The sequence below is a fragment of the Rhizobium sp. L9 genome (assembly GCF_002531885.1).
In the GTDB taxonomy this organism is placed as follows: Bacteria; Pseudomonadota; Alphaproteobacteria; order Rhizobiales; family Rhizobiaceae; genus Rhizobium.
In genome coordinates, this window is record NZ_NWSZ01000012.1 from 129,480 (window position 1) to 144,074 (window position 14,595).

A 14,595-nucleotide genomic window follows, 5' to 3' on the forward strand; every position below is an offset into this window, starting at 1 on the left:
ACTTAGATATCTTTCCGCCTGAGGAGATAGTCGAGACCGCCGACCCGATACCAGCGGTAGCCATAGGCATCGAGCATGACCGTATGGCGCCCTTTGTCGTCGGCTTCGCTGCTTGCCCCATCGGCAATATCGATCAGCAATCGCCCGAGTTCGCCAACATCAGGATCGAAGGTCACTTCCGTCGGGTGCGGATGCAGGTTATGCAGGATCAGCACCGAATTGCCGCGCCAGTCATAGCGCAGCGCCAGCACGCCGTCGTCACCTGTGTCGACCGTTGAGAAATCGCCCCAGCCGATCTCGGGAGCCTCCTTGCGCATCCGGATCATCCGCTCGGTCCAGTTCAAGAGCGAATTCGGATCGCGCCGCTGGACGGCGACATTGATATGTTCGAAACCGTAGGGGCCGTCCTTGATAACAGGCGAAACGGACTTCGCGCTTTTGGTGAAACCGCCTTCCGGCTCCGTCGACCATTGCATCGGCGTGCGCGCGCAGCTGCGCTCCGGCAGGCACAAATCGTCGCCCATGCCGATTTCATCGCCGTAGCGGATGACTGGCGTTCCGGGCAGCGAGAACAGCAGGCTGTAGGCCAGCTCGATCCTGCGACGGTCGCCGCCGAGCATGGGGGCGAGGCGCCGGCGAATGCCCCTGTCGTAAAGCTGCATGCCCTTTTCGGGGCCAAACGCGGCGAATACTGCGTCGCGCTGCTTATCCGTCAGGCGACCGAGATCGAGTTCATCGTGATTGCGAAGAAACAGCCCCCATTGCGCGGTCGCCGGGCGCGGCTTGGTGACCTCCATGGCCTTCTTCAGAGGCCGCGTGTCGGCGGTCGCGAGCGCATAAAACAGCGTCTGATTGACTTGGAAATTGAACATCATCTGCATACGGTCGCCGTCGTCGCCGAAATATTCGAAATTGTCCTTCGGCAGGATATTGGCCTCCGCTAGCACGATGGAGTCTCCCAGGCGCCATTGCAGGAATTCGCGGAACTTTCTCAGCATGTCAAACTGCTCGACCGGCTTGGTGACCTCGGCGCCCTTCGTGGCAATGATGAAAGGGGCAGCGTCCATCCGAAAGCCCGAGACGCCGAGCTGAATCCAGAAGCCCATTATCTTGAGGATCTCCGCCTGCACCTCAGGATTGGAGGTGTTGAGATCAGGCTGGTGATCGTAGAAGCGGTGGAAATAATAGGCCCTGGCTTTTTCGTCATAGGTCCAGGTCGTCTTTTGGACGCCGGGGAAAACCATGCCATGATCTGCATTTGCAGGCTTTTTCTCCGACCAGACGTACCAATCGCGATAGCGTGAATGCGGATCGCTCCTGGCGTCTTCGAACCAGGGATGATCCTTCGAGGTGTGATTGATCACAAGATCGATCAACACCCGGATCCCCCGCTGTTTGGCACCGTGGGTGAACTCGACGAAATCGCCGAGTGAGCCATAGCGCGGATCGACATTGTAGTAATCGGAGACGTCGTAGCCGTCGTCGCGACCGGGCGAAGCCTGGAACGGCATGAGCCAGATTGCCGTCACGCCGAGTCCGGAGAGATAGTCGAGGCGGCGCATCAGGCCTTGAAAATCACCGACGCCGTCGCCGTTCGCATCCATGAAGGTCTCGACGGACAGGCAGTAGATGACGGCGTTCTTATACCAGAGGTCGTTGATCATGCCGGCGCTCCAAATGCATCTGGTCGCAAATCCCGTCGGGCGGAAAAGGTTCCGGGTAGGCGAAATCGTGGCGCGGCCTGTCGGATAGTACCGACCTATAGCGACAGGCCGGCCATTGATGTTTTGCTTATTTTAGACAACTCTGATGTAATGTGCGTGCCAGCTGTAAAGCGGTCGGTGCAATGTCGGAGGATGCCATGCAGTGCGCCCGGACAGTCTCTTTCCTATCGGCCACCATGATGGCCGTGACAGTCGGCGAGGCTTCAAATTCTGCAGAAAAGGGCGGACGGCTAAAGCCGGTGAAGACCATCCCCTCCGAGCATGTCCTCCTGGTTCCGCTCGACGCAAAGATGACGCCGCCGATCTTCTCGATCGGCTGGTGGTCGCGTGTACGACCCGCTTCGCAGGTCAATCCACCCGGACCTCTCCTTCGAGTGACGAAACAAGACGAGGCGGAATACCGATGGCAGGCCGACTGATCCCGCGTCAAAACAAAAGCCGGCGTGGGGGCGCCGGCTTCAAGATCCGTCCAATTTGAAGCAACCTATGCCGCGCGGCGGATCAGGATGTGCTTCTTCTTGCCGAGCGACAGCTTGATCACGCCATCGGCGGTGATTTCGCCGCTGCCGATCAGGCGGCGTTCGTCGCTGACAGCCTCGTCATTGATGCGCACTGCGCCGCCCTGGACGTGACGACGGGCCTCGCCGTTGGAGCCGGCAAGGCCGGCGCGCACCATCAGCGAGAGCAGGCCGATGCCGCCGTCGAGTTCGGTGGCCGGGATCTCGACCGAAGGCAGGTTTTCGGCGACGCGGCCTTCCTCGAAGGTGGTGCGCGCCGTTTCAGCGGATGCTTCGGCCGCCTCGCGACCGTGGACAATCGCGGTCGCTTCCGTGGCAAGAATCTTCTTCGCCTCGTTGATTTCGGCGCCGCCGAGGGCCTCGAGCCTGGCGATCTCGGCGAGCGGCAGGCGGGTGAAAATCTTAAGGAAGCGGCCGACATCGGCGTCTTCGGTGTTGCGCCAGTACTGCCAAAAATCATAGGGGCTGAAGACGTCTTCGTTCAACCAGACGGCGCCGGAGGCGGTCTTACCCATTTTCGCGCCGGAGCTCGTCGTCAGAAGCGGCGTCGTCAGCGCGTAGAGCTGCGGCGTGCCCATGCGGTGACCGAGATCCACGCCGTTAATGATGTTGCCCCACTGGTCCGAACCGCCCATCTGCAGGCGGCAGCCGTAGCGGCGGTTGAGCTCGACGAAGTCGTAGCCCTGCATGATCATGTAGTTGAATTCGAGGAAGGAGAGCGACTGCTCGCGGTCGAGGCGCAGCTTGACGCTGTCGAAGGAGAGCATGCGGTTGACCGAGAAGTGCCGGCCGACATCGCGCAGGAATTCGATATAGTTGAGCTTCAGTAGCCAGTCGGCATTATTGACCATGAGGGCATCAGTCGGGCCGTCTCCGAAGCGCAGGATGCGCGAGAAGATCTTTTTGATGCCTTCGATGTTGGTCGAGATCGCCTCCGGCGTCAGAAGCTTGCGCTGCTCGTCACGGAAGGAGGGGTCGCCGACCATCGAAGTGCCGCCGCCCATCAGTGCGATCGGCCGGTGGCCGGTCTCTTGCAGCCAGTACAGCATGGTGGCGGAGATCAAGTTGCCGATATGCAGGCTCGTCGCCGTTGCGTCGTAGCCGACATAGGCCGTCACGACCTCCTTCGCGAACAGGTCGTCGAGGCCGCGTTCATCGGAAACCTGATGAATGAAGTCGCGCTCTTTCAGCGTGCGGAGGAAATCGGACTTGAACTCGGACATGGCTTTCGTCTCTTCGTGCCTGCGCTGCACCCACCAGGCTTCGCGCAACTTCGTTGTTGTTGATCTGTCGCGGCGCGTTTAGCACTGTTTTTGCAAAAGTGCATCCGGGAATCGCATGGGAGGCAAGCCTCATGGATGTGGTCAGAACAGCGATCGGCCTGATGAGCGGCACGTCGATGGACGGAATCGATGTCGCGCTGATCAGAACCGACGGCCGCGGCTTCATCGAGCGCGGGCCGTTCGTGGGCGTGCCGTATGATGCAGAGTTTCGTGCGCGTCTCAAACGGGCGCTGGAACTGGCACGGCCGCTTCGCGACAGGAACGAACGGCCGGGGGAACTTCGCGAGATCGAGGACGAATTCACCCAACGGCATGCAACTGCCGTTACGGCATTCCTCGAGCGTTTCGGGTTCACGCCCAATGGCATCGACGTTGTCGGTTTCCATGGCCAGACGGTGCTTCACCGGCCGGACGAGGGACTGACGATCCAGATCGGTGACGGCCGGGAACTGGCGCGCCGAACGGGCCTGCCGGTGGTTTACGACATGCGTGCCAACGACATGGTGCATGGCGGGCAAGGTGCGCCACTGGTGCCGGTCTATCACGCTGCCCTTGCGGGAAAATTCCAGCAGGCGGGAGAGGCGGTGTGCTTCGTCAATATCGGCGGCATCTCCAACCTCACCTATGTCGGCGCTGACGGCCGGATTGCCGCCTTCGACAGCGGCCCTGGCAATACGCTGATCGACCAATGGATAGAGATGCAGACCGGCAAAACCTATGATCCCGGCGGCCAGATCGGCGGGCGCGGCAAGATCGTCCCGGCTCTGGCGGAGCGGTATCTGGACAGCCCGTTCTTCCGCGGCAATGTCCGCCGTTCGCTCGATCGCGGCGATTTCGCACCACTTCGGCCTGGCGATGCGAGCCTCGAAGACGGCGCCCGGACGCTTGCGCATGTCGCCGCCGCATCGATCGTCAAATCCGCCGGGTTCCTGCCAGAACGTCCCTCGGCCTATATCGTCTGCGGCGGCGGACGGCTGAACGGCACCTTGATGGCCGAGCTCTCGGCGATGGCCGAGGGATCGAAAGTGTTGAGCGCCGAGGCCGCGGGCTTCGACGGCGATGCGATGGAGGCCGAGGCCTGGGCCTATCTTGCCGTACGCTCGCTGGACGGGCTGCCGCTGACCTTTCCCGGCACGACGGGAGTTGCGGCTCCCGTCAGCGGCGGCGTGCTGGCAACGCCATGACAAGCGAACAACCCAGCGCGTCGTGAGGATGCCGGTGGGCAGACGCCGGCGCCATGCGGTCAGCGGATCCGCTTGGCAGCCGGCTCGGGCACCAGTTCGCCATTGAGGCGACGGTCGAGATAATCCTCGCATTCGCTCATCAGCGTCTCCACCTGACCATTGAAGAAGTGGTTGGCGTTGGCGACGGTGCGATGGGTGATGAGGATGCCTTTCTGGGTTTTCAGTTTCTCCACAAGGCCGTTGACATCCTTTTCCGGCGCCACCTTGTCGGCCTCGCCGTTGATGATCAGGCCGGACGAGGGGCACGGCGCCAGGAAGGAGAAGTCGTAGGTATTCGGCTGCGGGGCGATCGACATGAAGCCCTCGATTTCCGGCCGGCGCATCAGAAGCTGCATGCCGATCCAGGCGCCGAAGGAATAACCGGCGACCCAGCAGGTTTTGGAATCAGGGTGTAGGCTCTGAACCCAGTCGAGCGCGGAGGCGGCATCCGAGAGTTCGCCGGCGCCATGATCGAATTCGCCCTGGCTGCGGCCGATGCCCCGGAAATTGAAGCGCAGCGTCGTGAACCCGCGCTTCTGGAACATGTAGAAGAGCTGATAGACGATCTGATTGTTCATCGTGCCGCCGAACTGCGGATGCGGATGCAGGATGAGCGCGATGGGCGCGCTTTTTTCTTTGGAGGGCTGGTAGCGGCCTTCAAGACGGCCGGCTGGGCCGTTGAAAATAACTTCGGGCATTGGTACTCCGGGTTTTATTTCGTGTTCGCGCTGCGTTGGATGACAACATGACTTGACTAATGTTGTCATCTTTTCTAAAACGCAGTTTAGAACAATTCGAAACTTGCATGGCGATCCACGCGTCGTGGAACGTGTCATAAGGCAAGCCCGGCGGAAATTTCAAGAAAAATGCACCGCGGCCGCTGAAGCAAGCTCGTTAAGCGCAGGACTGAGGATCATGGCGCCGCCACGCCTTTATCTCGACTGGAACGCCACATCGCCGCTGCACCCCGCAGCACGCGATGCGATCATGCGCGCCATCGACATATTCGGCAATCCGAACAGCGTACATGGAGAGGGCCGTGCCGCCCGCGCCGCCATTGAGGGAGCACGGCGCAAGGTGGCCGCCCTTGCCGGCACCGATCCGGGCAACGTGATCTTCACCAGCGGCGCGACGGAAGCTGCCAATCTGGTACTGACGCCGGATTTTCGTATGGGCCGCACGCCGCTTCAACTCGGCCACCTCTATTTTTCCGCCGTTGAGCACCTGGCTGTACGAGAGGGAGGCCGGTTCCCGAAGGATCGCACGACCGAGATTCCGGTAACGAATGCCGGTATCGTCGATCTGAACGAGCTGGTCGCGCTTCTCGATGCCCATGACAAATCGACGGGCCTTCCGATAGTGGCGATCATGTTCGTCAACAACGAGACGGGCATCGTCCAGCCGGTCGAAGAGGCGGCCAAGATTGTGCGGGAGCACGGTGGTCTCTTTGTCGTCGACGCCGTGCAGGCGGCCGGCCGTCTGCCGATCGAGATCGAGCGCATCGGCGCGGATTTCATCATCGTCTCCTCTCACAAGATCGGTGGACCGAAGGGGGCGGGTGCACTGATCGCGCGCGGCGAGGCGCTGATGCCGAAGGCGCTTATCCGCGGCGGCGGGCAGGAAAAAGGTCACCGCTCGGGGACACAGAATTCGCTGGCGCTGATCGGCTTCGGAGCTGCGGCGGAAACCGTGCTTCAGGATCTTGAGGAACGGAACGCTGCGATTGCTGCGCTTCGCGACAGGCTGGAAGCCGGCATGCGCGCTGCCGCGCCCGATGTTATCATCCACGGTACCGGTGGTCCGCGGGTCGCCAACACGATTTTCTTCACGCTCCCTTGCCTGAAGGCGGAGACCGGGCAGATCGCTTTCGATCTTGAAGGCGTTGCCCTTTCGGCGGGCTCTGCTTGCTCATCCGGCAAGGTCGGCGAAAGCCATGTGCTGACGGCGATGGGGCGCGACGCCAAGCTCGGTGCGCTGCGCATCTCGCTCGGCTTTTCGACCACTGAAGAGGATATCGACCGGGCGATCGCCGCCTTCGCGAAGATCGCCTGCCGGCGCAAGTCGGCGGGCGAGGCGGCTTGACCGCCTCATAAACTTGCGGAAACACAAATTTCCGCTTGCCAATCGGGCTGAAAAGTTCCTTTTGGCCTCCTACATCAGGGCAAAGAATTTGCCGGGGCAAGTCAATTGCCCATACGCTACAAGCTGCCGGACCTTGTATCCGGCGAGATTGGAGAACGAAATGGCTGCCGTGCAGGAAACGATCGACCAGGTCCGCCTGATCGATGTGGACCAGTACAAATACGGTTTCGAGACCGTCATCGAAATGGATAAGGCGCCGAAGGGCCTGTCCGAGGATATCATCCGCTTCATTTCGGCCAAGAAGCAGGAGCCGGAGTGGATGCTGGAATGGCGTCTCGAGGCCTATCGGCGTTGGCTGACGCTGGAAGAACCGACCTGGGCGCGCGTCAACTATCCGAAGATCGATTTCAACGACATCCACTATTACGCCGCGCCGAAGAGCGCGCCAGGTCCGAAGTCGCTCGACGAGGTCGATCCGGAGCTCTTGAAGGTCTATGAGAAGCTTGGCATCCCGCTGCGCGAGCAGGAGATCCTGGCCGGGGTCGAGAAGCCGAAGATCGCCGTGGACGCCGTTTTCGACAGCGTCTCGGTCGTCACCACCTTCAAGGCGGAGCTGAAGAAGGCCGGCGTGATCTTCATGTCGATCTCCGAAGCCATCCGCGAGTATCCCGATCTCGTCCGCAAATATCTCGGCTCCGTGGTGCCGACCTCGGACAACTATTACGCGACGCTGAATTCGGCTGTTTTCACCGACGGCTCCTTCGTTTTCGTGCCGAAGGGCGTTCGCTGCCCGATGGAGCTTTCCACCTATTTCCGCATCAACGAGAAGGGCACCGGCCAGTTCGAGCGCACGCTGATCATCGCGGAAGAGGGCGCTTACGTCTCCTATCTCGAAGGCTGCACGGCGCCGCAGCGCGATGAAAACCAGCTGCATGCGGCCGTGGTCGAGCTCGTGGCTCTCGACGATGCCGAGATTAAATATTCCACCGTCCAGAACTGGTATCCGGGCGACAAGGAAGGCAAGGGCGGCATCTACAACTTCGTCACCAAGCGCGGCGATTGCCGCGGTCACCGATCGAAAATCTCCTGGACGCAGGTCGAAACCGGCTCGGCGATCACCTGGAAGTACCCGTCCTGCATCCTGCGCGGCGACGACAGCCGCGGTGAATTCTACTCGATCGCCGTCTCCAACGGCCATCAGCAGATCGACAGCGGCACCAAGATGATCCATCTCGGCAAGAACACGTCGAGCCGCATCGTCTCCAAGGGCATCGCCGCCGGCGTTTCCAACAACACCTATCGCGGCCAGGTCTCGGCTCACCGCAAGGCGTCGAACGCGCGCAATTTCACCCAGTGCGATTCGCTGCTGATCGGTGACAAGTGCGGCGCTCACACCGTGCCTTATATCGAGGCGAAGAATTCGACGGCGCAGTTCGAGCACGAAGCGACGACCTCGAAGATTTCCGAGGACCAGCTGTTCTACTGCCTGCAGCGCGGCATCCCCACCGAAGCGGCGATCGCGCTGATCGTCAACGGCTTCGTCAAGGAAGTCCTGCAGGAACTGCCGATGGAATTCGCGGTCGAGGCGCAGAAGCTGATCAGCATCTCGCTTGAAGGGAGTGTTGGCTAAGCGGTTTTCCGTCATCCTCGGGCTTGTCCCGAGGATCTAAGCACAACTGCGGAGGATCGGGTGAGCGGGTTTGTCTACATGATGTCCGACAAACCAAGAGGTGTAATCTACACCGGCGTCACCAGCGATCTGCAAGGGCGCGTATGGGAACACCGCAACAAAATCCATAAGGGTTTTACGGAGAAATACAGAGCGAAAAACCTCGTCTGGTTTGAAAGCCACCCGAACATTGTGCTGGCGATCCAGCGAGAGAAATCTCTAAAACGCTACCTGCGTGAATGGAAAATCAAGCTCGTCGAGGAGCTCAACCCGACCTGGATGGACCTTTACGAGCGCATCGACGAAATCGAGAATGTCTATCGGCCGCATGAGAATACGCGGCAGTGGAGCGATCACAATTGAAGGCTTAGATCCTCGGGACAAGCCCGAGGATGACGATCGAGACCGGTGAAAACGGTCAATTGGGCGGCCCTTGAAGCCGCTCTATGAATAGGAAGAATGGTATGCTTGAAATCCGAAGCCTGCACACCCTTAGTGACGTCATCCTCGGGCTTGTCCCGAGGATCTACGCACGTAAGCGGAAAGTCTCGTCGGAGCAGTAGAGCGATTACAATTGAAGGCTTAGATCCTCGGGACAAGCCCGAGGATGACGGATCGAGGCCGGTGCGAACGGTCAATCAGGCGGCACTTGAACCCGCTTTATGAACAGGAAGAACGAAATGCTTGAAATCAAGAACCTTCATGCCCGTATCGCCGAAGACGGCACCGAGATCATCCGTGGCCTGAACCTCACGGTGAAGGCCGGCGAAGTGGCGGCGATCATGGGGCCGAACGGCTCCGGCAAGTCGACACTCTCCTACGTGCTGTCGGGCCGCGAAGACTATGAGGTGACCGAGGGCGACATCCTATATAACGGCGAGAGCATTCTCGAGCTCGATCCGTCCGAACGCGCCGCCAAGGGCATCTTCCTCGCCTTCCAGTATCCGGTCGAAATCCCCGGTGTCGCCACCATGCAATTCCTGAAGGTGGCGATGAACGAGCAGCGCAAGGCGCGTGGCGAGGACGAGCTGACGACGCCGGATTTCATGCGCCGTGTCAAGGAAGCAGCGGCCAAGCTGCAGATCAATACCGAAATGCTGAAGCGGCCGCTCAATGTCGGTTTCTCCGGCGGCGAGAAGAAGCGGGCCGAAATTCTGCAGATGGCGCTGCTGGAGCCGAAGCTCTGCGTGCTCGACGAAACCGATTCCGGCCTCGACATCGACGCGCTGAAGATCGTTGCCGACGGCGTTAACGCGCTGCGTTCGCCCGACCGCGCCGTCGTCGTCATCACCCACTACCAGCGCCTGCTCGACTATATCGTGCCTGACACCGTCCACGTCCTTTACAAGGGCCAGGTGGTCAAGTCCGGCGACAAGACCCTGGCGCATGAGCTGGAAGCCAATGGTTACGCCGACATCATCGGCGCAGCAGCGGCCTGAGTTCAGGTGGAAAGGACAACGTCCATGAACATGCAGACGACGAGCCGTCTCACCGCGGCCGAAACGGCGCTGATCGAGGCCTTCAACCATCAGATCGGTGACCTGCCCGGCAATGGTGCAGTGACGGCGCTGCGTGACCGGCTTCTCGACGATCTCAAGAAAGCCGGCTTGCCGACGCGCCGAATCGAAGCCTGGCACTATACCGACCTCAAGAATCTGCTGCGCGCCGTACCGGCGCAAGTGGGGGATGCCGGCTCCAACGCACTCGAGCCGGTCGTTGCCGGTTCCTCGGTGCTGGCGGTCATCCAAGGCCATGCCAATCAGAAGGCTACCATCGATGGTCTTGGGCTTTCGGCCTATTCCGAACGGCTGATCGACGGTTCGGCTGTCGAAAGGCTCGATGCATTGGGCAGCGACGATGCGGTCGGCCGGATCAACGGCAGCTTCGTGCGCGACGGCTATGTCGTCGATGTGCCCGATGAAACCGAGCTTGAAAATCCGCTGGAAATCCAGTTCATCCATGCCGGCGGGCAGACGCATACGCGTCTCCCGGTTTCCTTCGGCGCCGGCGTCAAGGGAACGGTCATCGAGCGTCACCGTGCGGTGACGGGCGATGCGGCCTTCGTGTCCCACGTCAGTGACATCGCGGTTGGCGAGGGCACGGAGTTGACCTGGATCATCCTGCAGCAGCAGGGCGTCGACGACACGCATCTCGGCCAGATCCGCGTCGATCTCGGTGCCGATGCCAAACTTCGCCTGTTCGTCATCAATGCCGGCGGCAAGCTGGTGCGCCAGGAACTGAATATCAAGGTGACGGGCGAGGGCGCCGATCTGACGCTGCGCGGCATCAATCTGCTCGGGGCCGAGAGCCATACCGATGTGACAATGGTGCTCGGCCACGATGTGCCACATACCGGTTCGACCGAAGTGATCCGCAACGTCGTCTTCGACCGCGCAAAGGGCGTCTTCCAGGGCATGATCCGGGTTGCGCCTGACGCCCAGAAGACGGACGCCAAGATGGCGTGCAACACGCTCTTGATGTCCGACGACGCCGAATTCTCGGTGAAGCCGGAGCTCGAGATCTTCGCCGACGACGTGCAGTGCGGCCATGGGGCGACGGTGACCGATATCGACGCCAATCATCTCTATTATCTGATGGCGCGCGGCATTCCGGAAAACAAGGCGCGGGCGATGCTCGTCAATGCTTTCGTCGCCGAAATCGTCGAGGAACTGGAAGACGAAGGCCTGGTCGAAGCGCTGGAAAGCGTGATCTCGGCTTGGCTCGAAAAGCACGCCTGATCGGATAAATGCCATGGACAAGATTGTGCCGGCCACTGAGTACGACGTCGAAGCCATCCGCCGGGATTTTCCGATCCTGGCGGAGAAAGTGCACGGCAAGCCGCTGGTGTATCTCGACAATGGCGCCTCGGCACAGAAGCCGCGGTCGGTGATCGACGCCATCTCGCATGCCTACGCCCATGAATACGCCAATGTGCATCGCGGCCTGCACTATCTCTCTAACGTCGCGACGGATGCCTATGAGGCAGCCCGCGAGAAGGTCCGCCGCTTCCTCAACGCGCCTGATGTCAACGACATCGTCTTCACCAAGAATTCGACCGAAGCGATCAATACTGTCGCCTATGGCTGGGGCATGCCTAAGATCGGCGAAGGCGACGAGATCGTCCTGACGATCATGGAGCACCATTCCAATATCGTGCCCTGGCACTTCATCCGCGAGCGCCAGGGCGCCAAGCTGGTCTGGGTGCCGGTCGATGACGAAGGCGCCTTCCATATCGAGGAATTCGAGAAGAGCCTGACGGAGCGTACCAAGCTTGTCGCCATTACCCATATGTCGAATGCGCTCGGCACGATTGTTCCGGTCAAGGAGGTCTGCCGCATTGCCCATGAACGCGGCATCCCGGTGCTGATCGACGGCAGCCAGGGCGCCGTGCACCTGCCGGTCGACGTGCAGGATATCGACTGCGACTGGTATGTCATGACAGGCCACAAGCTCTACGGCCCGTCGGGAATCGGCATTCTCTACGGCAAGAAGGAGCGGCTCTCGCAGATGCGCCCCTTCCAGGGCGGCGGCGAGATGATCTTCGAAGTCGCCGAGGACTCGGTCACGTACAACGATCCGCCACATCGCTTCGAAGCCGGCACGCCGCCGATCGTGCAGGCGATCGGGCTCGGTTACGCCCTCGACTATATGGAGAAGGTCGGCCGCGAGGCAATCGCCCGGCATGAGGCCGATCTCGCAGCTTACGCGACCGAGCGCCTCCGGTCGGTCAATTCGCTGCGGATGTTCGGGACAGCAGCCGGCAAGGGGAGCATTTTTTCCTTCGAACTGGCAGGCATTCACGCCCATGACGTCTCGATGGTAATCGACCGGCAGGGCATTGCCGTGCGGGCCGGCACCCATTGTGCCATGCCGCTCTTGAAACGCTTCGGCGTCACCTCCACATGCCGTGCATCGTTCGGCATGTACAATACCCGCGCCGAGGTCGATGCCCTGGCCGATGCGCTTGACTATGCGCGCAAGTTCTTTGCCTGAGGAGTGTCCGTGATGAGCCTGGACGAAAGCGAACAGAAGATCGATGTGCGCGAAGGCATCGTGCATTCCAGCATCCCGGCCGATGAACTGGCGCGGCTCAGCGATGACGTCATTGCCGCGCTGAAGACCGTCTATGACCCCGAAATCCCCGCCGACATCTTCGAACTCGGTCTGGTCTACAAGATCGACATCGAGGACGACCGGATGGTAAAGATCATGATGACCCTGACCGCGCCCGGCTGCCCGGTTGCCGGCGAGATGCCGGGGTGGGTGGAGAATGCCGTCGGCGCCGTCGAAGGCGTGTCGGGCGTCGAGGTCGAAATGACCTTTGATCCGCCGTGGACGCCGGACCGGATGTCCGAGGAGGCGCAGGTCGCCGTCGGCTGGTACTGAGCTGCGCTAGGAGCAGTACCGCGCGCGGTATTGATCCGTTTACCTCGGGCGACTACATTTGATTCACGAAGCACCGGACCCCGGTTGTGGAAGGAGAAAAAGCCGATGGGCTTTGCAGTGATGAGCATGACGGAAGGGGCTGCCGCCCGCGTCAAGGCGATCGTCGAAAATTCCGGACCGGAAGCCAAGGGCATTCGTGTCGGCATCAAGAAGGGCGGCTGTGCCGGGATGGAATATACCATCGACCTGGTGACCGAGCCGGACGCCAAGGATGACCTGATCGAACGCGACGGCGCCAAGGTCTGGGTCGAACCGTCAGCCGTGCTCTATCTTCTCGGCACCGAAATGGGCTTCGAGCAGACGACGCTCCGCTCCGGCTTCACCTTCACCAATCCCAACCAGACATCGGCCTGCGGCTGCGGCGAATCCGTCGAGCTGAAACCTGCCGATCTCGCGGCCCTTGCCGCACAGCGCCAGAGCGAGCCGGCGCATTCCTGATAACCGTCCCCCTTTAGGCTGATGGGGAATTCTCCATCAACTGCTTCCTGCCAGACGGTCGCGGGCCTGTGTCTTGCTTATGGACGAGCAAGGCGAGGCGCCGCGCCACATATTGTGTCCTGCTCAGCGGAACCTGTCATAAAAAACGGCTGCGAGTCGGATCGCGTGTCGATGTCTAGGAAAGAAACGACGCGGCAGCCGTGGGGGTTCTTACGGGCCAGCCGAATATCGAGATTGGTAGAAAATAACGGATCCGGGTTCCAATATTCATAGCGTCCAGTGACGAGGAGTTTATCCCGTTCCACGAGAAATGTCGCCCTCAGTAGCTTTTCCTCGTCCGTGGAGATCGGCTCTGCTTTCTCCGCGATTGATCTCGCACGAACGTTTTGATTTGCCACGATCGGATGGATGCTCGCCTTCCGCGACCACGAAGCGAGATCCCGGAACTTCCCAGCGCCATTCAGCCTCCTGGTATCCAGATGTCAGTGGAAAGGGTACTCCAGGAGCGGTCAAGGGGGCTACCGTCCTGAGGTGACGGCCAAGGTCGCGTAATCCTGTTGCATTAAAGTCTTTGCCGTTCTCCACGGCAATTCGACATCGTGTGAACAGGTCGCGCCACACACCGGACAGGTCTTCGCTGGCACCTGCACTGGTTACGAGGGCCAAATTCAGAAGGACTGGCAAGGCAACGTGACGCAAGCGACATACCTCCTGAAGTGGTATTTGAGCCCCCATGGCCGAGCCCAATATGCGGATCGGCACGTGTGAAAAATAGAGTAACGAATAGGGCCATGGCTTTGAGGATTGCCTAGTCGCGCTTGATGCTCATCAGCATTTCCCAGATGTCGGGGCCGGTCTCGAAGACCATGGCGTTCGCCTTGTAGCTCTGCTCGGCTTCGATCAGGTCGGTGAGTTCGGTGGCCGGATCGAGATCGGAATCCGTCGGACCGACGATGGCCTCGACGCTGCCTGAGGCAACGGAGGTGAGGCTGGTGTTCAGCCTGCTATAACCAGGGGTGCTGCTGTTTGCGACGTTGCTGGCGATCGCGCTGATCCGTGTCGTCTGTGCCCGCATTCCCAAAAGAGCAGTGCCTGCAATAGTCGATATGCTCATCAGCCTTTTCCCCAGAACTGGATCGTCGTTTTTTACCCGCAAGGATTTAGGGAATGCTGAAGGCGTTGCGTTAGCAAAGACCTATGGGTACGCAACCA

Annotated in this window: 14 protein-coding genes; 10 read left to right on the forward strand and 4 right to left on the reverse strand. The window is 60.5% G+C overall.

The genetic code is table 11. The annotated features are described in order from the left end of the window. Positions 1-2 precede the first annotated feature (2 nt). On the reverse strand, positions 3-1,664 hold the full coding sequence (locus CO660_RS14395; RefSeq protein WP_097599274.1) for an alpha-amylase family protein: 1,662 nt from the start codon (positions 1,662-1,664) through the stop codon (positions 3-5). A gap of 182 nt (positions 1,665-1,846) precedes the next feature. On the opposite strand from CO660_RS14395, the gene CO660_RS14400 reads away from it, so the two are divergent. After that, positions 1,847-2,143, forward strand: a complete 297-nt coding sequence (locus CO660_RS14400) for a hypothetical protein (RefSeq protein WP_097599275.1) — start codon at positions 1,847-1,849, stop codon at positions 2,141-2,143. A 65-nt stretch (positions 2,144-2,208) separates the two neighbouring features. Here the strand turns inward: CO660_RS14400 and tyrS are convergent, their stop codons facing one another. Continuing rightward, positions 2,209-3,465, reverse strand: a complete 1,257-nt coding sequence (gene tyrS / locus CO660_RS14405; RefSeq protein WP_097599373.1) for a tyrosine--tRNA ligase — start codon at positions 3,463-3,465, stop codon at positions 2,209-2,211. A gap of 131 nt (positions 3,466-3,596) precedes the next feature. Here tyrS and CO660_RS14410 point away from each other — a divergent pair, with 131 nt between their 5' ends. Continuing rightward, positions 3,597-4,709, forward strand: coding sequence for an anhydro-N-acetylmuramic acid kinase (locus tag CO660_RS14410; RefSeq protein WP_097599276.1), 1,113 nt, complete (start codon positions 3,597-3,599; stop codon positions 4,707-4,709). 59 nt (positions 4,710-4,768) lie between these two features. Here the strand turns inward: CO660_RS14410 and CO660_RS14415 are convergent, their stop codons facing one another. After that, positions 4,769-5,446, reverse strand: coding sequence for an alpha/beta hydrolase (locus tag CO660_RS14415; RefSeq protein WP_064705075.1), 678 nt, complete (start codon positions 5,444-5,446; stop codon positions 4,769-4,771). A gap of 217 nt (positions 5,447-5,663) precedes the next feature. On the opposite strand from CO660_RS14415, the gene CO660_RS14420 reads away from it, so the two are divergent. The 8 genes from CO660_RS14420 to sufA all read left to right on the forward strand — a co-directional run bounded on the left by CO660_RS14420 (position 5,664) and on the right by sufA (position 13,383). Beyond that, positions 5,664-6,830, forward strand: a complete 1,167-nt coding sequence (locus CO660_RS14420) for a cysteine desulfurase family protein (protein WP_097599277.1) — start codon at positions 5,664-5,666, stop codon at positions 6,828-6,830. Between the two features lie 160 nt (positions 6,831-6,990). Further along, a complete protein-coding gene (sufB, locus tag CO660_RS14425) occupies positions 6,991-8,460 on the forward strand; it encodes a Fe-S cluster assembly protein SufB (RefSeq protein WP_097599278.1) in 1,470 nt (489 codons plus the stop codon). Between the two features lie 60 nt (positions 8,461-8,520). After that, positions 8,521-8,862 carry a GIY-YIG nuclease family protein gene (locus tag CO660_RS14430; RefSeq protein ID WP_097599279.1) on the forward strand — a complete coding sequence of 114 codons (342 nt, stop codon included), beginning with the start codon at positions 8,521-8,523 and terminating at the stop codon, positions 8,860-8,862. Positions 8,863-9,179: 317 nt separating this feature from the next. Beyond that, positions 9,180-9,938, forward strand: coding sequence for a Fe-S cluster assembly ATPase SufC (gene sufC / locus CO660_RS14435; RefSeq protein ID WP_064691723.1), 759 nt, complete (start codon positions 9,180-9,182; stop codon positions 9,936-9,938). 24 nt (positions 9,939-9,962) lie between these two features. Continuing rightward, positions 9,963-11,237 (forward strand): Fe-S cluster assembly protein SufD, encoded by a 1,275-nt coding sequence (gene sufD, locus CO660_RS14440; RefSeq protein WP_097599280.1) that lies wholly within the window; start codon positions 9,963-9,965, stop codon positions 11,235-11,237. 13 nt (positions 11,238-11,250) lie between these two features. Beyond that, complete coding sequence (locus CO660_RS14445; RefSeq protein WP_097599281.1) at positions 11,251-12,492, forward strand: cysteine desulfurase; 1,242 nt, start codon at positions 11,251-11,253, stop codon at positions 12,490-12,492. Between the two features lie 12 nt (positions 12,493-12,504). Next, complete coding sequence (locus CO660_RS14450) at positions 12,505-12,885, forward strand: SUF system Fe-S cluster assembly protein (RefSeq protein WP_064705069.1); 381 nt, start codon at positions 12,505-12,507, stop codon at positions 12,883-12,885. 105 nt (positions 12,886-12,990) lie between these two features. After that, a complete protein-coding gene (gene sufA, locus CO660_RS14455; RefSeq protein WP_097599282.1) occupies positions 12,991-13,383 on the forward strand; it encodes a Fe-S cluster assembly scaffold SufA in 393 nt (130 codons plus the stop codon). Between the two features lie 808 nt (positions 13,384-14,191). On the opposite strand, the gene CO660_RS14465 is transcribed toward sufA, so the two are convergent. Beyond that, positions 14,192-14,497, reverse strand: a complete 306-nt coding sequence (locus CO660_RS14465) for a flagellar basal body protein (protein ID WP_097599283.1) — start codon at positions 14,495-14,497, stop codon at positions 14,192-14,194. Positions 14,498-14,595: the final 98 nt, after the last annotated feature.